Origin of the sequence: Photobacterium sp. GB-72, assembly GCF_003026095.1 — a bacterium.
GTDB lineage: Bacteria > Pseudomonadota > Gammaproteobacteria > Enterobacterales > Vibrionaceae > Photobacterium.
The window spans coordinates 15,845-37,662 of the sequence record NZ_PYNV01000019.1 but is presented as its reverse complement, the minus strand read 5'-3'; the positions used below and the strand labels follow the sequence as shown (position 1 = coordinate 37,662).

Here is a 21,818-nt window from a genome sequence, read left to right as displayed (position 1 = left end):
ATGAACTCGGTATGCTCCGCCAAAAATTTATCAAGTATTCTCTATGCATTACGAAGCTACACTTTTTCGCCTTCTTGGTGGTCTTTTGTTCTACTCACCAACATCAAACAATGGCACAGCCATCTTGCAAGCCTTCACAGATCAAGATGATGATTTATTAAAAAATATTGCAGAGCTTGCCCGTGTTGTTAACACGGAAAATCTCGAAGCTGATCACTTTCAATTACTGCAAGGCAGTGGTGATATGCCATGTCCACCATGGGGATCGGCGTATTTAGATAAAGAAAATGCCTTATTTGGCTCATCAACATTGGCATACCGTGAGTTTACTCGCCAACAAGGTTTAGCCTGCGATACGGGTATGCGCGAACCTGAAGATCACATCGGTTTAATGCTAATGCTGGTATCGTTATTACTTGAGCAAGATAACCAAGCAGCAGCAAATCAGTTGCTCAGTGAGCACTTAATGCCTTTTGCGCCTTTCATGCTTGAAAGCATGCAGCAACATGCTGAAACCGCTTTTTACCAACAATTGGCCGCTTATACACAGGCATGGTTAAGCATCTATTGTGAAGAGAAACAGTTACAAATCGCATCACACCGTAACTACTGGCAAGAGAGCGAATAATGAAAACCGATAGCACCGAATCGATGCCTAACGAACATGAAATAAACCACAGTCGCCGTGGTTTATTTCGTGCGCTGTCGCGCGGTGTATCGCAATCTGCCGATACCCTAAAAGCTGACAGTATTAATACAGGAAGGCCACTCGGTGCTGTCGAAGAAAGCCTATTTTCTCGTTTATGTAATAACTGCGAAAAGTGTGTCGCGGCTTGCCCACAGAATATCTTGGCAATGGGAACAAGTGGGCCTGTAATGGATCTGAGTTTTAACCATTGCACCTTTTGCCAAGCCTGTATTCATGCTTGTGATACTCAAGCACTGAATACCCTTAACACCACAGATACAGGCTGGCGTCCAACTTTTAGTAAAAGCTGTAACGCTAAGATTTTTGATAATTGCCAAGAGTGTGTTGATGATTGCCCCAAACAAGCACTCAGCCTTATCGCTAACAGCACGCCAATCTTAAATGATGGTTGTAATGGCTGCGGTGAATGTCTATCGAGTTGTTATATCGGGGCGGTGTCTTAATTATATTCTGCGCTCGAATGTTCCTTTTACTCTAAGTAACATTCGTTCTAAAAAGATAATAATGTAAGTTCATTTATTGCAAGAAAAACACTTTATTTATCAAATAACAAAATGGATAGCAGCATTAGCTCCTATCCATTTTTATATTAAGGCTAAACACATTTATCAAGGGGGAATCAATACAGTGATATTATTTAAAATATGTTATCTAGTTACTTGATGGTATTAATACGCTATCAATTACGTGAATTACACCATTACTGGCTTTCACATCGGTGTTAATAACCTTTGCATCATTAATCATTACGTTGCCGTTATCGACAGTAATATTAACTTTCTGACCTTCAAGTGTTGTCGCATCATTTAATTTAACCACATCATCTGCCATAACTTTTCCAGATATAACGTGGTAAGTGAGGATATCAATCAACTTTTGTTTATTCTCAGGTTTTAACAATGTTTCAACAGTACCGGCAGGAAGTTTACTGAATGCTTCATCTGTTGGCGCTAATACGGTAAATGGCCCCGTTCCCTTGAGTGTATCAACCAGACCCGCGGCTTTTACGGCAGTAACAAGCGTGTTGAATGATCCATTTCCAACGGCAATATCAACAATATCCTCTTTCTCTCCATGATGCCCAGCTTGAGCATTAACACTGACTAAACTTCCTACTAGAATTGATGCTGAAATAAGTACTGTTTTTAACATGGTTAACCCTCTAACGACTAAGAAATTAAATGGTTCAATCTCATTTACGTATTCATTTTTTAGAAGGATCAACAACGGGTGAGATAAATTTTACTTCGTAACGAATCTATCACAAGAAACTAGCAATAATTAAATGAATAAACGGTAGTCCATATTTTATATTCTTAAATCAACCCCTTTAAAATAATAACCACTTCATCAACCACTGTTATTTATTATAAAAACTTTTCTTTATATTGAAATTTAGGCATCACTTAATACTGACGCATTAATACTTAATCGATGTTGAACAAATTAAAAACAAAATAATTATTACACTTTTAATTAATTGAAAGTTTACATTACTTTTTTGATCGCTTTTTAATTCTGTTTCTTATGTATATTAAATATAACACCGCTTAAAAATTACACAATATAAAAGGGGTTATATATGAAATTAGAAAATAAAGTCGCTATTATTACAGGTGCAGCAAGTGGAATTGGTCGCGCTATTGCTTTTGAATATGCTAAAGAAGGCGCTAAAGTTATTGTTGCTGATCTCAATATTGATGCTGCTGAAAAAACGGTCGCTGAAATCAAAAATAACGGTTCAGAAGCGCTCGCTATTTCAATGAACGTGACTAATGAAGAACAAGTCAATAATGATATTCAAACGGTTATTGATAACTTTGGTCGAATCGATATTTTAGTTGCTAATGCAGGATATCAACATATCGCGTCTGTTGAAGAATTAACTTATCAACAATGGAAAGATTTACTCTCAGTACACTTAGATGGTGCCTTCTTAACAACCAAAGCGTGTTTAAAACACATGTACAAACAAAAATCAGGCTCAATTATTTATATGGGCTCAGTTCATAGTAAAGAAGCCTCCAAATTAAAAGCCCCTTACGTTACAGCCAAGCATGGTCTGATTGGCTTATGTGAAGTTGTTGCCAAAGAAGGCGCTGAATATAACGTGAGAGCGAATGTTATTTGCCCTGGTTACGTTAAAACCCCCTTAGTCGAAAAACAAATTCCAGAGCAAGCAAAAGAATTAGGCATCACTGAAGATGAAGTAATTAAAAATGTGATGTTAAAAGATACGGTTGATGGCCAATTTTCAACAATGAAAGACATCGCGCAAGCCGCTGTTGTTTTTGCTAGCTGGGAAACCAATGCCTTAACAGGTCAGTCTCTTGTCGTTAGCCATGGCTGGTTTATGCAATAACACTATTCACTGTTTAATCCCCCTCTGACTTTGAATTTTGATTTGACGGTTCAAAGTCAGTGACACGTATTTAGCCATTTTCTATAAGGCATTACCCATGCAGAAAAAAACCAATAAAAAGATTGTTTATGTCTTCCAAGGTGGCGGAGCGTTAGGCTCTTACCAATTAGGGGCATTTCAAGCGTTAAATGAAAAAGGTTTTGACCCAGATTCTATTATCGGTATTTCTATTGGCGCGATTAATGCCGCCATTATTGCGGGTAATAAACCAGAAAATAGATTGAAAAACCTTGAGATATTTTGGGAAAGAGTGACCTCTTCTATTTCTTTTTCAAATCTCTTTTTTAACGTCGATAATAAAATGAAAAACTGGGCAGATGCGCAACAAGCAATATGGCAAGGTCAACCCGGATTTTTTAAACCTAAATTATGGCCAAGCGAATTTGAAACGTATAAAACATCAGAGTTAAGTTACTATGACACCTCACCGTTAAAAGAAACACTCAATGAACTGATCGATTTTGATTATTTAAATCAAAAGCAAATTAGATTAAGTCTCTGTGCGGTCGATCTTGAAAGTGGTGATTTTAAAACATTCGATAGTTTTCATGAAACCATCACAGCTGAACATATTATGGCAAGTGGTGCGATGCCACCGGGTTTTCCACCTGTTGAAATTGATGGAAAATATTATATCGATGGTGGGTTATATTCAAATACACCCATTATGTCGATATTAGAAAGAATATTAAATAACCCTGATGGTCGTCGAAATAAGCTGTGCTTCATGGTCGACTTGTTTTCAGCCAAAGGTGAATTACCAACTAACATGAATGCATTAGCTGAAAGAGTGAAAGATATTCAATTTTCTTCAAGAACTCGAAGAGCATCTTATCTTTATTCAACCTCTAAAAATCTGTGTTCTGCCATTACTTACTTAACGCAATTTTTATCGGAAGAAGATAAGAAAGATCCAAAAGTTCAAGAAATATTAAAATTAAGTCATACCAATAGCCTCGAGATTGTTCATTTAATTTATAAGTCTCAACAGGCTGAACTTGAAAGTAAAGACTATAACTTCAGCAAAGAAAATTATTATCGCCATCGAGATAATGGTTACAAAGACACTCTCGCACTTTATCAAAAAGATCATAAACAATGGTTAATCGATGAAAATGACAACGATATCCATATTTATACACTAGATGAAGATCTTCTTTAAAAACAGATAGAGATAAATTATGAAAATAGAACAAATAAAAAATAATGCTTTTTCTATGCCGATCACAACCCCTTCGGCACCTCTCATCGATTATAAATTTAAAAATAGAGAGTATCTGATCATCTCTTATGAAACTGACATCGAATTATTAAAAGAAGTGGTACCAGAGCCCTTAAAAGTGATCAGTAATGTGGTGCATTTTGAATTTATGAAAATGCCAGATTCAGCTGGGTTCGGAAGCTTTAAAGAATCAGGTCAAGTGATTGAAGTTGAGTACAATGGTAGGAAAGGACTTTATAGTCACCTGATGTTTGTTGATGATGTCGCCTCTATTGTAGCCGGCAGAGAAATTTGGGGCTTTCCTAAAAAATACGGTTTTCCCTCACTCGATGTCGATGTTGACACCCTCACTGGGCGATTAAAATACAATCAAACCGACGTCGCTATTGGCACAATGGGCTATAAATATTACGAAGGTGATACTGCTGCAACAAAATCAGCACTCGAAACCACACCTAATTATATTTTAAAGGTAATCCCCAGTGTGACAGGAAAAGGCACTGACGTTTGCCAATTAATTGAATATTACATGGCAGATGTAAACGTTAAAGGCGTGTGGACAGGCCCAGCAGCGCTTCAGTTATTCGAACATGCCTTAGCGCCAGTTGCTCAACTACCTATCAAAAAAGTCGTTGGGGGTAAGCATCAAATCGTCGACTTTACGCTTTCATACGGTAACGTTTTGTTCGATTATCTTAAATAGTTTTATTCTATATTCATTACTATAAATACATTTATCCCTAAGAAAATCATCAGATAATACTATCGTTATCCTCATAAATAAGAACAGGCATAACGACATAGCTTATGCGATGATTTTCTTATTTCGCAGTTCGTTACTTATCAATTACGCTATCGATTTCATCAACTCTCTACCTCTCCTTACAATATACCAAACCACTTAATCCTCACTGTAACCACTCGCCGCACTATCCTGCCACTGACCTATTAACTAAATGCAGCTAACTAAAAAGACAAATACCATACACCCTAGCTTCCCCCTACAATATTAAGGACAATTGCTATGATGTGGTTTCTGACCTGTGTTGCCGCGCTTATTGGTGGCTACTTTATTTACGGTGCTTTCGTAGAGAAAGTATTCGGTATAAAAGAACACCGTAAAACCCCTGCACATACCAAAACAGATGGTGTCGACTTTGTTCCTATGTCGACAAAGCGTGTCTACCTCGTCCAGCTACTCAATATCGCCGGTGTTGGTCCTATTTTTGGCCCTATCATGGGTGCGCTGTATGGCCCTGCTGCCATGCTCTGGATTGTGGTTGGCTGCATTTTCGCAGGTGCTGTTCACGATTACTTCTCTGGTATGTTATCTATCCGTAATGGCGGCGCATCAGTACCGAGCATTACAGGTCGTTACTTAGGCAATGGCGCAAAACACTTTATGAACCTTTTTGCCATTGTTCTACTCTTGCTTGTCGGTGTGGTCTTTGTTTCTGCTCCTGCCGATATGATCACTAACCTTATCAACGACCAAACCAGCCTAAGCGTTAATGTAACTACTATGGTTGTGCTTATTTTTGGTTACTACATTCTGGCAACGATTGTACCTGTCGATAAGATCATTGGTCGCTTCTACCCATTATTTGGTGCTCTTCTCATTTTCATGTCTGTGGGCTTAATGGCAGCCATTGCGTTCTCTAGTGAACATACTGTAATGGGTGATTTCAAAGTGAGCGAAATGTTCACTAACTTAAACCCGAATGACATGCCACTATGGCCTGCATTGTTTATTACTATCGCTTGTGGTGCTATCTCTGGTTTCCATGCGACACAATCGCCATTAATGGCGCGCTGTATGCACAATGAGAAAAATGGCCGCTTCGTATTCTACGGTGCGATGATCGGTGAAGGTGTGATTGCGCTAATTTGGTGTGCTATTGCCCTATCTTTCTTCGGCTCGCTTGAGTCACTTTCTGAAGCGGTGAAAAGTGGTGGTCCGGGTAACGTAGTTTACAGTGCATCCTTTGGTTTACTGGGTACGTTTGGTGGCATCTTGGCGTTCTTAGGTGTTGTGATTCTACCTATTACCTCTGGTGATACTGCGTTTCGTTCAAGCCGTTTGATCTTAGCTGAGTACTTCAATGTTGAGCAAAAAACATTGCGTAATCGTCTACTTATGGCTGTTCCATTGTTTGTATTAGGTGGCATTTTAACCCAAGTCGATTTCGGGATTATCTGGCGTTACTTCGGCTTTGCTAACCAAACCACAGCTGTAATGATGCTTTGGACGGCTTCTGCTTACTTGCTTCGCCACAATAAATTGCACTGGATCACGACAGTTCCAGCCATCTTTATGACAACGGTATGTGTGACCTTCATTTTAAATAACAGCACATTAGGTTTCGGCTTACCAATGCAGATCTCAACCATCGTAGGTATTGTATTCTCGCTATTCGTAACAGGTTACGTAATAAAGATATCGAAAGGAAAAGGTGATACTGACTTTGCCGATGAGGAAGAAATAAAAGCAACGTCAGAAATAGCATAATCACAAACATTAATTTGCTTGATTCCTCAATCTAAGAGCCTGCGCACCGCAGGCTTTTTTTGTTTGCCTTACAATCGCGCATTATTTTTATCATGAGCTCCAATATGGAATTGATAGTCTCTTTGCTACAGCAAATGTGTGTTTACTTAGTACTGGCTTATATGCTGAGTAAGACCCCCATTATTTTGCCTTTGTTGAGCATTTCTTCTCGTTTAAGCCATAAGCTAATCTGTTATGTGCTATTTTCTGGTTTTTGTATTCTCGGTACCTACTTCGGCTTACATATCGACGATGCAATTGCGAACACCCGTGCTATTGGTGCCGTTATGGGTGGGCTTTTTGGTGGCCCTGTGGTGGGTTTTGCCGTTGGTTTAACGGGCGGTATTCATCGCTATACTCTTGGTGGCTTTACCGATCTTGCCTGTACCATTTCGACCACTGCTGAAGGCTTAATTGGTGGCTTACTCCATGTTTACCTGCTTAAACGTAACAAAGGCGCATTGTTATTTAACCCTTGCATGGTATTTGGTGTCACCTTTGTTGCTGAAGTAGTGCAGATGATCATCTTAATCACTGTCGCCAAACCTTTTGACCAAGCCTATGAGCTCGTTTCTACCATTGCCGTTCCAATGATCATTGCCAATTCCGTTGGTGCGGCACTGTTTATGAGTATTCTGCAAGATCGTAAAACAATATTTGAAAAATACTCAGCGGCCTTTTCTCGCCGTGCTTTAACCATTGCAGATCGCTCGGTCGGTATTCTTAGTACCGGCTTTAACAGTGACAATGCCAATAAGATCGCCCGTATTATTTATGAAGAAACCAAGGTCGGTGCCGTTGCGATCACAGACCAAGAAAAACTTTTAGCCTTTGTGGGGATCGGGGATGATCACCATAAGCCAAACACCCCTATTTCTTCACAAAGCACCTTAGATTCGATAGAACAAAATGACATCATCTACCTTGATGGTCGTGAATCCCCATATCAATGCTCTCTCGCCCATGACTGTAAGCTTGGTTCGGCGCTTATCATTCCACTACGCGCAGGCAATCAAGTTGTCGGCACTATTAAGTTATATGAGCCAAAACGTAAACTGTTTTCAACCGCTAACATGTCGATGGCAGAAGGTATTGCACAGCTACTATCCAGCCAAATTCTTTACGGTGATTACTTGCAGCAACAAACCTTATTATCACAAGCCGAAATTAAACTGCTACATGCGCAAGTGAATCCTCACTTTTTGTTTAATGCCCTTAATACCATCAGTGCCATCACAAGACGCGATCCAGATAAAGCCCGAAAGCTTATTCAAAACTTATCGCAATTTTTCCGTAGTAACTTAAAGCAAAATATTAACACCGTAACGCTACGAGAAGAGTTGGCACACGTAAACGCCTACCTCACTATAGAAAAAGCCCGTTTTACGGATCGCCTTGATGTCGACATTAATATTCAACATGAATTACTTGATACCAAACTGCCCAGTTTTACGCTTCAACCTCTGGTAGAGAACGCTATCAAACATGGTATTTCTACACTGTTAGAAGGTGGAATAGTGAAGATTTATAGCCAACCTCACCCATTGGGCTACGAAATCACGGTTGAAGATAATGCAGGAAGTTATCAGCCACCAGCAGATACCCATGTCGGATTGGGAATGGAGATAGTAGATAAACGCCTATCCAATCAATTTGGTCGTGATTCAACGCTAAAAATCACATGCACACAGCACCAATTTACCCAAATAAGTTTTATTATCCCCAACGCACAATAAGTACAGCAAATCACATAAAAGGTAAGGTTGGATGTTAACTGCTCTTGTCATTGATGATGAACAATTTGCCCGTGAAGAGCTGGCAGAACTATTGGAAGAAACAGGCTATGTTACGGTGATTGGTGAAGCGCCAAACGCTATCATTGGGCTAAAGAAAATCAATGAGCTAAAGCCAGATATTGTCTTTGTTGATATTCAAATGCCACAAGTAACAGGTATTGAACTATTAAGCATGCTCGATCCTGAAACTATGCCCTATGTGGTGTTTGTAACCGCTTACGATCATTATGCTATTCAAGCGTTTGAAGAGAATGCTTTTGATTATTTATTGAAGCCAGTTAATCCAAGTCGTTTAACCAAAACAGTGAGTCGTTTACATAAAGTGATACAACAATCAACGCCTCAACAAGCCATCTCCGCTATTGCACCGAATAAGCTCGATCAAATCCCCTGCATTGGTCATAACCGTATTGTGATTCTTACCACCGACACTGTGGAATGTGCCTATAGCGATATCAGTGGCGTACAAGTACGTTCCTATGATCAAACTGCTAGCACACAACTCACCTTAAAAACATTGGAAGAAAAAACGCCATTGGTGCGTTGTCATCGTCAGTATCTGGTGAATATCAAAATGATCAGTGAAATTAAGTTATTAGAAAATGGATTAGCTGAAATTATTACAAAAACAGGGTATGAACTTCCCGTTAGCCGTCGCTACCTTTCAGCACTTAAAAAGCTACTTGGTATTTTGTAAATCACATTGCTTTATTGAAAATAATGGTCTTATAAATCAATTTAATTGACCTATAGGGCTATTTCTATAACTTGATTTCATTTATAAACGTTAAGAAAAATATTTTTAAAATAAACACTTATTACATATAGAATTTATATAAGAGACGCAATTTTCTATTAGAAAAAACAATGAAGATTAAATCCCCATATAAATATGAAATAATTATAATATTAATACACTTACATTAATGTCTTTATTTTATGACAATATACATTTCAATTTTCAGATTAATAATTAATTTTAATAATTTTTGAAATTATATTTTAAAATCTACGGTCTCATTTTTTGGTGCATTTAATTTTTCTATCTTAAGGCTGGAGATATTATGCTTTTTAGTTTACGTGGTTCTTTCATTGCAATTCCAATACTCGCCCTATCTTCTTTATCTTATTCTCAATCATACGATTCTTTTAAAAACGAACCTGCCGGAACACAAATCACAGAAGTTGATTACTCAACAGATTTTATAGGAGATTCTTTTTCATATTCTAAGGGCTGGGCTGGTCAAGGTTTTGGTTTATCAGGCACTCAGAGAGGTGCTCCTGAATATATTGTTTCTCAAACAATTCCGAACACTGAACAACATGCGTTAGTGTTTGCAAGTAAAAATCGGAATGAGGCATGGTATGCCTTACATCCTGGAGCGGCAGAAAGCAATATATATGCTGTTTCTGATGATGATGGACAAGATGATTTTTTCTTTTATGGTCAACCTTGGGTAAAAGAAGACAACCCTTACTTTTATGGACAACTCTATTTAGGCGAGGCTTCTCAAGTTACATCATTTAGACTAACAGTGAAGAGATCAAATAATAATCAACTAAAAGATCATTATCCGGGGCTTTGGATTTATCAGGATAGGCTTCATGTCCGAATACCTAAAAAAGTTAACTTTGATGTGAGGTTTCTAAATAGCTATCAACCATTATCGGGATGGATAACTGCAGGAATACATATTTCTGACACGGGTGAAGTAACTTATTATTTGAAAAAAGGCATGTATGATGAATATACTTTGTTTACATTACCTGATTTTAGAATTACAGCATCTGATGCCGCAAAATTATTGGGCTTTGAACGTTACTCGCCACGAGTAGTTGAAAGAAATGATGCTGCTATTATGTTATCTCAAATCATCTCAAAAACTCATTTAAATGATTTCTCAGATGGAAAGTTCAATGCGATTAAAGAACTGAAACAGGGAATTAATTTTGAATTAGGATGCGGTAATTGTGAAAAGATTAATAATTTAACTGAGGCGACTACTTGGGTACAAGTTAATTCATTCAGCCCCGAACAATATGACATTTCATCCTATGAATCGGTCAATCTAGAAGTTTCTGTTGATGGTCGAGTTTATTCAAACGTACTTTATTACTTTGATAACGAAAACTGGCAACATAATTTGTGTAGCTCACTCGATGGAGAAAATGATCCACTCGATATTCTACGATGTGGGACACTGATTGATAACGGGGAGGTGGTTACCTTATTGGGTCAAGAATATAATTATTTATTCAGTGATAGACCCGGTGTTGTGGTATCAGTGAGCTTCAATCAACCTATTGAACCTGAAAACAATAGTGAATCTGTTACGCCAAATGATGAACAACCTGATACGACTGAAGATATCAACGAATCGTCTGATACCGACAACAGTGAAACAACGACATCTCATCCAAATAATGAATCTTCATCAAACCCAGTTTCATCTTATTTTATGATGTTATTGACTTGGTTAATAAATCTCATTAATAGTGTTTTTTCTCGATGATATATTATAACAATGATGACTAGTGGTATTACACCCATAATACCACTATTTTTTAATGGTATTATGGGTGTCAGCAAGCTCGATATAATGTCATTATTTTAACTGGCTAGTAACGCTAAACTACAGCGAAATATAAGCAATTTAAAATAATGGCTTATCCGAATTAGGCGTTGGGAATAGCGATATTGAATGTTAAATTTTAATTAGAAAATACATATCAAAGGAATGAGCCATGAAAGCAATAGCACTATATTACTTACATCTTAAATTCTTCTTCTAACCACACCTAAGTGATGTGCTTTTTCTAACTCTTTTTTAGTTATTTTTTGTCTATTTATCATTATTAACCCAAGCATTATTTTCTTTAGTCGCTAATAATTTTCCGACAATATCTCTCAATTCAATTTTTACCGTGAAAAAAGGAGCATATGAAGAAGATGATACTTTCGCACCTCTTAAACATTTCATAAAAACAGTTTCAGATTTAATTATTTTATCTAAATCATTAATGTACATAATATTATATACTGACATTTATATTTCCTATTTATTTTAAGTTATTACTATGATTATTATTTAATTATTATCTAAACTTTATCGAGAAATAATAGAAACAAATAGAATAATGATAAAAGCAATATTTTTAAGTTTTCGATAATGGGGCAGCAATAAAATGCTACCCTTTAGAAAGTCTTATAAAGCAACGACATTTGAAGCTTGAAGACCTTTTTGACCTTGTTCGACATCAAAAGAAACCTTTTGACCATCCATCAATGTCTTAAAACCTTCAGAAACGATAGCTTGAAAATGTACAAATACATCTGCACCGCCATTGTCTTGGGTAATAAAACCAAAGCCTTTATCTTCGTTAAACCATTTTACTAAGCCAGTATTTTTATTAGACATAATGTGTCCCTTAAATAAATTCATAAAATATCGCAAATGCGAAGTACTAAGAGTCTGAATTATCGATGTGACGAAGAAGCTAAGGGAAACACAGAGGATGGCAACAATAACGAAGATATTCTGAGGGTTTTACTTTTACTTGATGTTTCATTAATAACTCTGAACAACAGAGCCATTACAGTAGAGCACTAAATCGATAGGCTGTATATGTTTATTTTATCAAAATAAGAAAATGAAAAAACAAGCAATTGATTTAAAACATATTTTTTGTTGAATTTATTTTTATATCTATTATTTGAATAACCTGTACAATAGCCGATGCAAAACAATGATTAATTAAATATTCCATTAAAAGCTTCTCTGTTTCTCTTCCATTTAATTCATCACATCTATTCTGCAATATCTTTTCTTCATTACTGAGTTAGATGATTGTCTTTGCACTACACCTCTAATATAGCGAGATCATGATGCGTAAATCTGGAAAGAAACCTGGAAAAAAAATAAGAAAGAATGCTTTTGAAGATCGATTTGCTCTTATCGTTGAAGACTACCACAAAGCCAAAGAAGTACTGGATTCCTTAATAGTAGGAACAGCTGAACATAACAAACAACAGACGATATGTAATAACCTTTTTGCAAGTGCAGAGCGCTGTATAAAATCAGGATCATAATAAAAATTAACTATCCTTAATTGTTACTATCTTTCAAAGCCGTAAGCTTCCTATCCACTCTCTATACAGCGTTTCAACATTCGACTGACTTTTACTTTTGAGTACCGACACCATGAAACTAATGACTTTTCGATCTGAATGTATTTGCGGTACTGCGACTATGCCAGCCTTTTTGTCAAAGCTTGGTGTCAAAATTCACAAAGTAGAAATAGCTAATGAACCTTCAAAAAAGGCTAAACAGCGCATGGTTGAAACAGGTATTTACACGATAGAAGTACAAGATAACCACACGTTAGAAAGCTTACGAGAGCTAATGACGAAAGAGATTGAGCAGGAAGGTATGTTTTTAAATCTACACAAATGCTACCAAACATTAAATCTTGGTATGTCGCCAGATGAAAGACATTTCAACAGCTAGTGCGAAATTTATCTCTAAACATTACCTTACTCAATCAGCCAATCTCTACGTTTATTCATATCCCTAATAACGTAAAATTTAAGGACACTTATGATCACTATTAACCTTCGCCTACCGCATGGCAGCACAGAAGACTATACCCAACAATTTATCGCTTACACGAAATCGGGTGCTTTTCTTCAAGATCTTGATGGTGCGAACAAAGTCACTATTCCAGCCTACAGCATACTGTCTGTTATCCTAAAAGACGGTACTTTCAGTACATCAATGAAAAAAGATTTAAAATTAACAGAGCCAACAAAATTTGGCGATTACAAAGACTCGATGAAATTAATGGAAACAGCCGAGAAAAGCAGTAAAGAACAATAATAAACATTAGTGATGGGGTAAATATTTTCCATCACTTGTCTTTTAATCATTTATTATTGAACTAGTTTTAATTATATAAATATGTGTAATTCCTCTTACATATATAACGACTAAAATATTCAAACTCTGAAATCAAATAAAAATCTTCATACTTTCTTATAGTATTTCTTCCATGGCTTTTCTCCTATTTCAGTAGGAAGCCTATTTGTTTGAACCACTCTGCCATCAAGAATCAGCATTAATCGCCAAGCAGGATAAGGGATTGACGATTCTCCATCTATCCAGCGGTTAATTGTTCGCATAGGGTTCGATTTCCCCTTTATGCCCAGCATTTTAGTCACGATGCCTTTACTATGAACATGCGCTAAATGTTCAAATACCTCGCGTATTTCACTCGGTGTCGGTTCTCGATATTCAGGATCATCAATAGAACGGTAAGAATCAGGTTGATTGATGCTTTCTGCAATAAAATGAACGTAAGAGCAATGTCGACGACTTAATTCTTGTTCATGCTCGTAGCGCTCATTAATTTCAGCCTGAACTTCTGCCGATAAACTAAATAAATCTGTATTCACTCTCAAGGTATCTTCCTAAAATAGCTGTAGAGCAATTATTTAAAATGACGTTTTTTCTAGGTAAGTTAGATAAAATTCCCATTAAGCTCATTGATCATTTAGCTAACTCAAAGTTAATACTTATATCCATAAGTTTTACCACTCGCCGACCAGCAAACGACTTTTAACACCATTAACTTGCAAACCCATCGCTTCAAAAACATCATCAAAGTTACGGCACGCTAACGGTAAATGAGGCAGTGATAATACCGCTTCATCAAAAAAACGTTTTTGCTCTTGCTCTGTTTGCCATGCTACTTGCCACCAATTAACGATACGCTCTCTCGAATCAATTAAACGGCGTCTTGTCGGCACTCGTGCCCTTTTTTGGTTATTCTCATTTTTACTGGCAGGCAATAAATTCCACTTATCATTATTCGGCCAATAAGCAAACGGTAAGCAATGATCTACCTGATAATCAGGCTGTAAGCGTTTACCACTCCATACACTTTCCAGTTCTACACCGTTTTGCTGTAAAGCAATGATCTTCTGCCGTACACCTCGGGTGTCATGACTTTCATCAATCCATTTTAGACAGTCGTAATAAGTTTGTAGCGGAATATCTCGCGCTTCATTTAACTTATAACGACGCATTTCCGCTATCCATTGATTCACGACTAATGGCTCTATCCAGCTACTGTATAATCGCAAACATTCCCACAAACTTTCGTCTAGCACGAAATAGCCAAATTCAGCTAACGCTTCTAGTTCAAGTACAAAGCAATCTGCTGTACGTACTTTTTCACGCTCCATCTGGAATAACGTATTATTTTTATCTCCCTGATAAATAAACGTAACAGGGCCATCTTGAATTGTTTTCAAACTATCTCGGATCGTTGTTTGGAGTGCTTTAGCTTCATCACCCGTAAACATCGCCCCAATAGATAAATCATCTGCACTAAGGTGTGTCAGTTTTTTCCAGCCTTGCTCTTTTACAAAGCCTAAGCCTTTTTTACTGTCGCTACTTTGTTGGATACCAAAGCCATCAATATCAATATCGATTAAGCGTTTAAATTGTCGTATCCAATAAAGTGCCACTAAGCCCAACGGCAATCGAACTTTATTATCTTCACGGCTGAGAACAGCACCGGGATGGGCGTCAGCGATATGTAAAAGAGTACGAAGTAACGCAAGCTTGTACGTGGCAGACTTAGCATCATTAACAATGATTTGCCTAACCTTGATCAGATCACCCGTACCATCATCAGGCAACTGCATCACCACGGTTTGCCATTGCACACTGTTACGACCTAATTCATCGGCATCATGTTCAGAAATGAAGTTAACTTGTAAGGCATGTTTATTGGCTAATTGTTCCAGTTCTTCAACACTGACATCATAGGCTTTGCGAGAATCAGAAAAATCACCATAACGCAGCGAGATCACTAGCTTTCCACTCGGTGCCAGTAGGTTAGATAATTTGCGAAATGCTCGCTCACGCGCACAAGAAGAAAGGTGCATCCAAACCGCAGATAACAAAATACAATCAAAGCGCATACCAAGCTCTACAATACTGTGTAGCTCGGGTAGCTGATCATCAAGCCAAGTGATTTTATCATCATACTGCCGAGTATATTTTTCACCTTGTTCTCGTAATGCTTGTGCTGGCTCTATTGCATAGACATCACAATGATGCTCCGCAAACCATAGCGCATCACGTCCAGCCCCTGCACCAATATCAAGCACTTTTAAGGCATCTTTCGATGAACTGACAGGCCAATGCGCTTGCCAATTTTTATGTACTTGCTCAAAGGTTAACGACTGATATTGCTCACTCAGGGTTTGTGCATTTTGGTGATAAAAATCAATGGTTTTAGACATGATGATAGCTCTGAAAACAAGGTGAATTTATCATACTGTAAGTTATTGATATTCACGATTGAAATTTCAGTAATATTCTAATTTTGCTAAGGTTTTAATAATGTTTAAGCATTATTCTAAAAACATCCTTTATAAAAATACTTTACGATAATATGAAACAGTAAAAGAACTGGTTGATTTACGATTAGTGCAATATGTACAAAGGGAAAGGAATGCAAAATAAAATTAAATTTAGCCCAATATTTCGTTTTTCTGATTGGCCAAATACGGCAATTCCATCTGTAGCTGCTGGCGTTTATGCTATCTGGCAAGATAATAATTTAATTTATTGTGGAATGTCAGGCCGTGAAATTGAGAAGAACCAGCATAAAAAGAAATATGGATTAGTTACTCGCTTACACAGCCATGCATCTGGTCGATTAAGTGGTGATCAATTTTGCGTATATGTAGCAAACCGTATTGTGATACCCAAGGTTTCAAAAAAACAACTACCCCTATTTTAAGCTGGCACTCTAACACTCGATAAACTGACTAAAAGCTTTATCCATGATTCTTTGCAATACCAATATATTGTTGTTACTAGTAGTCAAGAAGCCTACGACATAGAAAAACAAGCAAGGCTAGGATTAATATTTAATCAAAAACCGTTACTAAACCCTTTATAAATTGATATTAATAACAAAATGCCATGATGATTATCATGGCATTTTTATCATATATTCAATCTGATTAATGACTTTAAACTCTTCCTACTTAAAGTTCATTGTATCAACGGCTTGTATTGAGCGGCATTTAGGAAATGTTGAACATCCCCAAAACTGCTGGCCTTTATTTGCACCACGTTTTGTTTCACGCAATACCATCTCTGCACCACAACGAGAACAGCACTTTATAGAAGATTTCAATGTTACAAGTTGCTGTACATGTTGGCGGTGTTTAATGTTAGTGATAACACCTCGTTTTAATTTAATATTCTGTAATTGATCTAAAATTTTCTCATACTCAGACTCAGAAAAGACCTGTTGACTAAATTGTTTTATATAGTGAATACAACCACGAGAATAGGTAACATTTTCAGGCATTTTTGTTTTAAATGTACTATCGCCGATAAATACAATTACTGAGTGTAGATTCACTAAATCAATACCTAATAAAGACTCCAGAGTTTTTACATGCTTATAATTTTGGTGAAGTGGATTCTGAAATTTAGAAGAATGACGATATATTTTTTGAGTCCATTGTTTTTGACTTTTTGATCCAAAGATCCAACCTTTCATATTTTTGGTTTCAACTACAAATATACCAAATTTAGATACAACAATATGATCGATTTGAGTTGTGCCATCAGAAGTAGGCAAGGTTACATCTTTTATTAATGTGTAATCTGACTTTGGTAATTGAGATAATAATTTATTTACCAAAAACTCTCCAAAGACACCTTTAAACCAAGAGCTCTTTAAAAGAGAAACAATAAGTATTAGAGGTATTAAATACCAAACTTGTTTAGCCGTACTAAGTAATAGTTCAAATATATCCACTGATTTATTTTACCTTTGAAAAGCATTACGCCTTTAGACACCATATAAAGGCAGTATTATGCAATCAAATGCGTTTATTCGTTACTATTTATTTTTGAAATTTGAAGAACATCGAGAATTTATAGGCTAACAAGTCCAATTAAGTATTACTTAAACTCCTATCTATTAATAAAAAAGGCGACTCAACGTCGCCTTTTTCCAAGCATCATTATTATATTTTGAATGTCCCTACATGCTTATCCAGCGTTTGCGATAAGTCAGCAAGTTGCTGGCTGGATGCCTCTAATTGTTCACTGGCGTTCAAACCAAGTTTAACTAAGTGACTCACCGTATCCATATTCAAGTTAATCTCATTTGCCACTGTTGATTGCTGCTCAGTAGCTGTCGCCACTTGGGTATTCATATCTAAAATAGTGGTGACTTGCTGTGAGATTGATTCAAGTGCTTGTCGCGCATGTTCTGTTTCGGTTGCCCCTTCGTTAATCAGTGCCTTACTGTTACTCATTGAGCCTACCGCGCTCTGGGCTTCTGTTTGTAACTGGTGGATCATGGCATCAATTTCATCTGTTGATTGGGCTGTTTTCGTTGCAAGATTACGTACTTCATCAGCAACAACAGCAAACCCGCGTCCTGCATCACCCGCCCTTGCTGCTTCAATAGCGGCATTCAATGCCAGTAAATTGGTTTGCTCTGAAATCCCACGTATTACTTCAAGAATCGTACCTATAGATTGCGTATTATCCGCCAAGCTAACAATGATATTTGAAGTACTGTTCATCTCATTTTCAAGGTTAGAGATGGCCGTTGTTGTTCGTTGTAGTGTTTTATACCCTTCTTGGGTTTCATTGGTTGCCATGCTTGCTGCATCTGCGGCACTCGCGGCGTTAGACGCAATTTCATTAACCGTGGCAATCATTTCATTCATTGATGTCACAACGAGCATGGTTTGTTCATTTTGCTCTTGTCCTCTCGCGAGTGCTTGCTGTGACTGCTCACGAAGTGCGATGGCAGAACCATTTAATTCCACTCCAGAATTCACCACTTGGGAAATAATGCCATGTACTTTTTCAACAAATACATTAAACGCTGACGAGATCTGGGCAACTTCGTCATTACCTTTTATTGGTAAGCGCACCGTTAAATCACCATCACCTTGCGAGATATCATGCAATGCATCTTTAAGTACCGATAGTGGGCGCATTAATTTATTGAGCAGTAGAGATAGCACTATTAAGCAAAGTACGAAGATCACAATCATCGAACCTAGTTGGTAAGTGATAATGCCATTGGTTGCTTGGCTTACTTCGGTAATGGGGATGCCAATATCAAATGTGCCGTAAAGCTGACCATTCACATAGATTGGCGCCATAATGTCGAACACCCATACCTTTTGTACGTCGGCATACCATTTGGAATATTGTTGGACGCCTTTTGTCGCACCGTCTACGGTATACGCATCATCATATTTTTTGTTTAGCTTTTGCTTATCGCTATGTGCAACAGCTGTAACATTATTATCGATAACAATGGCATAGCTAACATCAGAACGTTGTTTCAAATCATCGACTAATGCTTGAAGATCTTTTTTAGGGGTATCGGAATTTTCTAGAATATATCCTGCATTTTTGGCTAAGAATTCCGCCTGTATTTGAGATTTATCGAGGATGATATTGTCTATCTTTTGGCTAGATATAAAGTAGGTCGATGCCATACTCGCCATAACGGCAATGCCAAACATGGCACAAACGGCTAATAGGATTATTTTTTTCATTCTTATTGTCTCAACGCAAGTTGTGGATCTCTATCAACAAATGTTGTCAATCTCATCATTGATAGCTCGAACTGAATATGTCATCTCGCAACACAAGATATAACCATTCAGTTACGTTATCTGTAAAAGTCGCAACAACTTTAACAAATACGCTCAAACTTATGCTGTTATCACAATTTCAACAAAGCGCGACATCTGATGCACTTACAAAAAAGTAATTAAGTCAGCATCGCGTTTTTACTTTTGAATTGTGGCGATTAAATAATCAGTTTTATCCTCGATGTAAATGCAACTTAAAAGACAATAAAATCACTTAGTGGTATGACCTTGGTTAAATATGCTACTGACCACTATTAATTTATTCTTTTGTGTATATAGTGTGTGAATAAAAAGTTGCACACCATTTGCGTGCTATATAAAAGGAAAGTAAAAAATGACTCAAGTAACATTCCAAGGCTCACCTGTTCAACTTGCAGGTACATTCCCTGTTGTAGGTACTCAAGCACCAGCATTTACCCTTTGCGGCGCTGATCTTTCTGACATCACGCTTGATTCAGTCAAAGGTAAAAAAGTTGTTTTAAATATCTTCCCAAGCATCGATACACCGGTTTGTGCACTTGGTGTAAAAGCATTTAATCAAAAAGCCGCAAACACTGAAAATACAGTTGTGCTATGTATCTCTGCTGACTTGCCTTTCGCTACTGGTCGTTTCTGTGCAGCAGAAGGTATTGAGAACGTTCAAACGGCTTCTCTATTCCGTAGCCCTGAATTTGCAGAAGCATACGGCGTTAAACTCGCTGAAGGCGCACTTCGTGATTTAGCTACTCGTGCTGTTGTTGTACTAAACGAGGAAGGTCTTGTGATCCATGCTGAACTTGTAGCAGAGATTACTGATGAGCCTAACTACGACGCAGCAATCGCAGCGCTACAAAAATAAGATAAAGATAAAAATTGAAGTGGCTCTTAAGGGGCCGCTTATCTCTTTTTCGCAAATTCTGTATGCATAACATTCACGGTCAAAAGAGTCGCCCCTTCTTTCTCTACCATCTTATATATTGTTCGAACTCTCACCGCATTGAGCAATAATCTAACTCGATAATCCTGATACAAAACATTAATAAGAAAAGCTATGCTCTATTTTATTAATCAATCAGTTACATCAAATCCACTTTGTACCCATCACCACCAATAACTAACGAGCTAGGGACTTGGTTATCTTGCAGCCAACAATCTAATTCATGCCCTATATGGGTAATGATAAATTGCTTTGGTCGTAGGCGTTCATAAACATCAAAGGCTGTATCAATATCGCTATGATTACCTCGTGCTAATGTCGGTGGAAAAGAGCAATCTAGCACTAATGCATCAAGTTTATTTACTGACAATAAGTACTGCTCAGTCTCCAGAGGTAAACCATCGGTATCTGTTAAGTAAGCGACTGTCTTTCCATCACACTCAAACAGATACCCAAACGTAGGTTTGGAGTGTTGCATCGACAGTGGTGTGATTTTCAACCCTTCAACATTAAAAGGTACTCCATGCTGAAGATACGGACGAAAATCTAAACAGCCGGAATGCTTCAGTAGATCAGCACAACCTAAAGGATCATCAGGGCACCAAACAGGAATTAATCCACCATTACCCCAACGTAAATGGAACAAGCCTTGAACATGATCTACATGAAAATGAGTGAGCAAAAAGCCAATATATGAACCAACAGAAAAACGCTTATGAAGATCCATGATGCCTGCATCAATAAGCAAACGCTTTTTATTCTGCGCATTTCCCCACTCTATCATCGCCGAGCAGGGTTTTCTTTCGAGGTGATGATCATGGGTTGCAGCCTCACATGCAGAACAATGACAACCATATAGGGGAACACCACCAGCGGCACCTGTGCCGAGTAATGTCAGTGATAACATAATTACCCCACTACGTTTTTTGATTAAGACTCGTATACAGCATATTTCATTTGAGCAAGAAACTGCTCAGTACTGCTTTGAAGAGAGCCACTATTATCAACCACAATTGCACATGGTGGTCTTACAGCGTCATAAGCCACTGCGCGCTCCAACCGTTGTGTTATCTCTTCTTCACTTTCTCGCCCTCGAAGCTGTAACCGTTGCTCTAGGGCTTCAGGGCTAACTGAGATCCACACCACTTGAAGTTGTTCACCAAAGCGTGCCTTGGCGGTTTCTAAATAAGCTCTGGATCCATTAACCATGACATCCAATCCCTTATTGAGCCAATCATCCACTTCATTGCCAACGCCATATCGACAACCATTCGCCTGCCAGTGCATGACAAATAGCCCACGATTTATACGTAAATCAAATTCGGTATCCGATAACGCTATATGATTTTCGTTCCCCATAAATGCAGGTCGAGTAATATATCGATGTGCGATCATCAATCGTTCACTTAAACTTTCTCGAACCGCATTGATAAGAGAATCTTTACCCGCGCCAGATGCACCTAATATATAGAACAACCTAGCCAA

The 21,818-nt window shown here is 37.7% G+C and carries 23 protein-coding genes; 14 read left to right on the top strand and 9 right to left on the bottom strand.

Annotated elements, in window-relative coordinates; all coding sequences use genetic code 11:
• Window positions 1–43 precede the first annotated feature (43 nt).
• On the top strand, window positions 44–628 hold the full coding sequence (locus C9J40_RS17975) for a molecular chaperone TorD family protein (RefSeq protein ID WP_107208753.1): 585 nt from the start codon (window positions 44–46) through the stop codon (window positions 626–628).
• On the top strand, window positions 628–1,152 hold the full coding sequence (locus C9J40_RS17970; protein ID WP_107247580.1) for a 4Fe-4S dicluster domain-containing protein: 525 nt from the start codon (window positions 628–630) through the stop codon (window positions 1,150–1,152). The genes C9J40_RS17975 and C9J40_RS17970 overlap by 1 nt, the downstream gene beginning before the upstream one ends.
• Window positions 1,153–1,360: 208 nt before the next feature.
• Here the strand turns inward: C9J40_RS17970 and C9J40_RS17965 are convergent, their stop codons facing one another.
• Window positions 1,361–1,861: a fasciclin domain-containing protein gene (locus tag C9J40_RS17965; RefSeq protein WP_107208751.1), complete on the bottom strand. Its 501-nt coding sequence runs from the start codon at window positions 1,859–1,861 to the stop codon at window positions 1,361–1,363.
• A 430-nt stretch (window positions 1,862–2,291) separates the two neighbouring features.
• Between C9J40_RS17965 and C9J40_RS17960 the strand changes: the two genes are divergently transcribed.
• The 7 genes from C9J40_RS17960 to C9J40_RS17930 all read left to right on the top strand — a co-directional run bounded on the left by C9J40_RS17960 (window position 2,292) and on the right by C9J40_RS17930 (window position 11,210).
• A complete protein-coding gene (locus tag C9J40_RS17960; RefSeq protein ID WP_107208750.1) occupies window positions 2,292–3,071 on the top strand; it encodes a 3-hydroxybutyrate dehydrogenase in 780 nt (259 codons plus the stop codon).
• 97 nt (window positions 3,072–3,168) lie between these two features.
• Complete coding sequence (locus C9J40_RS17955) at window positions 3,169–4,293, top strand: patatin-like phospholipase family protein (protein ID WP_107247579.1); 1,125 nt, start codon at window positions 3,169–3,171, stop codon at window positions 4,291–4,293.
• A 19-nt stretch (window positions 4,294–4,312) separates the two neighbouring features.
• Window positions 4,313–5,056, top strand: a complete 744-nt coding sequence (locus C9J40_RS17950; RefSeq protein WP_107208748.1) for an acetoacetate decarboxylase — start codon at window positions 4,313–4,315, stop codon at window positions 5,054–5,056.
• A gap of 321 nt (window positions 5,057–5,377) precedes the next feature.
• Window positions 5,378–6,862: a carbon starvation protein A gene (locus C9J40_RS17945; RefSeq protein ID WP_107208606.1), complete on the top strand. Its 1,485-nt coding sequence runs from the start codon at window positions 5,378–5,380 to the stop codon at window positions 6,860–6,862.
• Window positions 6,863–6,966: 104 nt separating this feature from the next.
• Window positions 6,967–8,637: a sensor histidine kinase gene (locus C9J40_RS17940; RefSeq protein WP_107208607.1), complete on the top strand. Its 1,671-nt coding sequence runs from the start codon at window positions 6,967–6,969 to the stop codon at window positions 8,635–8,637.
• 31 nt (window positions 8,638–8,668) lie between these two features.
• A complete protein-coding gene (gene btsR / locus C9J40_RS17935; protein WP_107208608.1) occupies window positions 8,669–9,394 on the top strand; it encodes a two-component system response regulator BtsR in 726 nt (241 codons plus the stop codon).
• Window positions 9,395–9,761: 367 nt separating this feature from the next.
• Window positions 9,762–11,210 (top strand): hypothetical protein, encoded by a 1,449-nt coding sequence (locus C9J40_RS17930; protein WP_107247578.1) that lies wholly within the window; start codon window positions 9,762–9,764, stop codon window positions 11,208–11,210.
• A 330-nt stretch (window positions 11,211–11,540) separates the two neighbouring features.
• On the opposite strand, the gene C9J40_RS17925 is transcribed toward C9J40_RS17930, so the two are convergent.
• Together C9J40_RS17925 and C9J40_RS17920 are read right to left on the bottom strand one after the other, a co-directional pair.
• Window positions 11,541–11,744: a hypothetical protein gene (locus C9J40_RS17925; RefSeq protein WP_107208610.1), complete on the bottom strand. Its 204-nt coding sequence runs from the start codon at window positions 11,742–11,744 to the stop codon at window positions 11,541–11,543.
• 159 nt (window positions 11,745–11,903) lie between these two features.
• Entirely contained in the window at window positions 11,904–12,116 is a 213-nt protein-coding gene (locus C9J40_RS17920) for a cold-shock protein (RefSeq protein ID WP_005363823.1), read from the bottom strand.
• Between the two features lie 464 nt (window positions 12,117–12,580).
• On the opposite strand from C9J40_RS17920, the gene C9J40_RS17915 reads away from it, so the two are divergent.
• The 3 genes from C9J40_RS17915 to C9J40_RS17905 all read left to right on the top strand — a co-directional run bounded on the left by C9J40_RS17915 (window position 12,581) and on the right by C9J40_RS17905 (window position 13,574).
• A complete protein-coding gene (locus C9J40_RS17915) occupies window positions 12,581–12,787 on the top strand; it encodes a hypothetical protein (RefSeq protein ID WP_369917488.1) in 207 nt (68 codons plus the stop codon).
• A gap of 121 nt (window positions 12,788–12,908) precedes the next feature.
• Window positions 12,909–13,205, top strand: a complete 297-nt coding sequence (locus C9J40_RS17910; RefSeq protein WP_233219148.1) for a hypothetical protein — start codon at window positions 12,909–12,911, stop codon at window positions 13,203–13,205.
• A 90-nt stretch (window positions 13,206–13,295) separates the two neighbouring features.
• Window positions 13,296–13,574, top strand: coding sequence for a hypothetical protein (locus C9J40_RS17905; protein ID WP_107208613.1), 279 nt, complete (start codon window positions 13,296–13,298; stop codon window positions 13,572–13,574).
• A gap of 146 nt (window positions 13,575–13,720) precedes the next feature.
• Here C9J40_RS17905 and C9J40_RS17900 read toward each other — a convergent pair whose 3' ends face one another.
• Together C9J40_RS17900 and C9J40_RS17895 are read right to left on the bottom strand one after the other, a co-directional pair.
• Window positions 13,721–14,155: a hypothetical protein gene (locus tag C9J40_RS17900; RefSeq protein ID WP_146144345.1), complete on the bottom strand. Its 435-nt coding sequence runs from the start codon at window positions 14,153–14,155 to the stop codon at window positions 13,721–13,723.
• Between the two features lie 129 nt (window positions 14,156–14,284).
• Window positions 14,285–16,009, bottom strand: coding sequence for a class I SAM-dependent methyltransferase (locus tag C9J40_RS17895; RefSeq protein WP_107247575.1), 1,725 nt, complete (start codon window positions 16,007–16,009; stop codon window positions 14,285–14,287).
• Between the two features lie 212 nt (window positions 16,010–16,221).
• Here C9J40_RS17895 and C9J40_RS22290 point away from each other — a divergent pair, with 212 nt between their 5' ends.
• Window positions 16,222–16,512, top strand: a complete 291-nt coding sequence (locus C9J40_RS22290; RefSeq protein ID WP_233220332.1) for a hypothetical protein — start codon at window positions 16,222–16,224, stop codon at window positions 16,510–16,512.
• A gap of 246 nt (window positions 16,513–16,758) precedes the next feature.
• Here the strand turns inward: C9J40_RS22290 and C9J40_RS17885 are convergent, their stop codons facing one another.
• Window positions 16,759–17,547 carry an NERD domain-containing protein gene (locus C9J40_RS17885; RefSeq protein WP_107247574.1) on the bottom strand — a complete coding sequence of 263 codons (789 nt, stop codon included), beginning with the start codon at window positions 17,545–17,547 and terminating at the stop codon, window positions 16,759–16,761.
• Between the two features lie 211 nt (window positions 17,548–17,758).
• Entirely contained in the window at window positions 17,759–19,285 is a 1,527-nt protein-coding gene (locus tag C9J40_RS17880) for a methyl-accepting chemotaxis protein (protein ID WP_199188123.1), read from the bottom strand.
• 466 nt (window positions 19,286–19,751) lie between these two features.
• Between C9J40_RS17880 and tpx the strand changes: the two genes are divergently transcribed.
• Window positions 19,752–20,255 (top strand): thiol peroxidase, encoded by a 504-nt coding sequence (gene tpx, locus C9J40_RS17875; protein WP_107208617.1) that lies wholly within the window; start codon window positions 19,752–19,754, stop codon window positions 20,253–20,255.
• 217 nt (window positions 20,256–20,472) lie between these two features.
• Here tpx and phnP read toward each other — a convergent pair whose 3' ends face one another.
• Window positions 20,473–21,240, bottom strand: coding sequence for a phosphonate metabolism protein PhnP (gene phnP / locus C9J40_RS17870; RefSeq protein WP_107247572.1), 768 nt, complete (start codon window positions 21,238–21,240; stop codon window positions 20,473–20,475).
• A 23-nt stretch (window positions 21,241–21,263) separates the two neighbouring features.
• Complete coding sequence (phnN, locus tag C9J40_RS17865) at window positions 21,264–21,818, bottom strand: ribose 1,5-bisphosphokinase (RefSeq protein WP_107247604.1); 555 nt, start codon at window positions 21,816–21,818, stop codon at window positions 21,264–21,266.

Coding starts and splice junctions, on each gene's coding strand:
- C9J40_RS22290 (WP_233220332.1), top strand. CDS start 16,222: ATGCAAAATAAAATTAAATTTAGCCCAATATTTCGTTTTTCTGATTGG.
- C9J40_RS17880 (WP_199188123.1), bottom strand. CDS start 19,285: ATGTTTGGCATTGCCGTTATGGCGAGTATGGCATCGACCTACTTTATA.
- C9J40_RS17950 (WP_107208748.1), top strand. CDS start 4,313: ATGAAAATAGAACAAATAAAAAATAATGCTTTTTCTATGCCGATCACA.
- C9J40_RS17940 (WP_107208607.1), top strand. CDS start 6,967: ATGGAATTGATAGTCTCTTTGCTACAGCAAATGTGTGTTTACTTAGTA.
- C9J40_RS17975 (WP_107208753.1), top strand. CDS start 44: ATGCATTACGAAGCTACACTTTTTCGCCTTCTTGGTGGTCTTTTGTTC.
- C9J40_RS17955 (WP_107247579.1), top strand. CDS start 3,169: ATGCAGAAAAAAACCAATAAAAAGATTGTTTATGTCTTCCAAGGTGGC.
- C9J40_RS17945 (WP_107208606.1), top strand. CDS start 5,378: ATGATGTGGTTTCTGACCTGTGTTGCCGCGCTTATTGGTGGCTACTTT.
- C9J40_RS17970 (WP_107247580.1), top strand. CDS start 628: ATGAAAACCGATAGCACCGAATCGATGCCTAACGAACATGAAATAAAC.
- C9J40_RS17960 (WP_107208750.1), top strand. CDS start 2,292: ATGAAATTAGAAAATAAAGTCGCTATTATTACAGGTGCAGCAAGTGGA.
- phnP (WP_107247572.1), bottom strand. CDS start 21,240: ATGTTATCACTGACATTACTCGGCACAGGTGCCGCTGGTGGTGTTCCC.
- C9J40_RS17895 (WP_107247575.1), bottom strand. CDS start 16,009: ATGTCTAAAACCATTGATTTTTATCACCAAAATGCACAAACCCTGAGT.
- tpx (WP_107208617.1), top strand. CDS start 19,752: ATGACTCAAGTAACATTCCAAGGCTCACCTGTTCAACTTGCAGGTACA.
- C9J40_RS17915 (WP_369917488.1), top strand. CDS start 12,581: ATGATGCGTAAATCTGGAAAGAAACCTGGAAAAAAAATAAGAAAGAAT.
- C9J40_RS17925 (WP_107208610.1), bottom strand. CDS start 11,744: ATGTCAGTATATAATATTATGTACATTAATGATTTAGATAAAATAATT.
- C9J40_RS17905 (WP_107208613.1), top strand. CDS start 13,296: ATGATCACTATTAACCTTCGCCTACCGCATGGCAGCACAGAAGACTAT.
- C9J40_RS17930 (WP_107247578.1), top strand. CDS start 9,762: ATGCTTTTTAGTTTACGTGGTTCTTTCATTGCAATTCCAATACTCGCC.
- btsR (WP_107208608.1), top strand. CDS start 8,669: ATGTTAACTGCTCTTGTCATTGATGATGAACAATTTGCCCGTGAAGAG.
- C9J40_RS17965 (WP_107208751.1), bottom strand. CDS start 1,861: ATGTTAAAAACAGTACTTATTTCAGCATCAATTCTAGTAGGAAGTTTA.
- C9J40_RS17910 (WP_233219148.1), top strand. CDS start 12,909: ATGACTTTTCGATCTGAATGTATTTGCGGTACTGCGACTATGCCAGCC.
- C9J40_RS17920 (WP_005363823.1), bottom strand. CDS start 12,116: ATGTCTAATAAAAATACTGGCTTAGTAAAATGGTTTAACGAAGATAAA.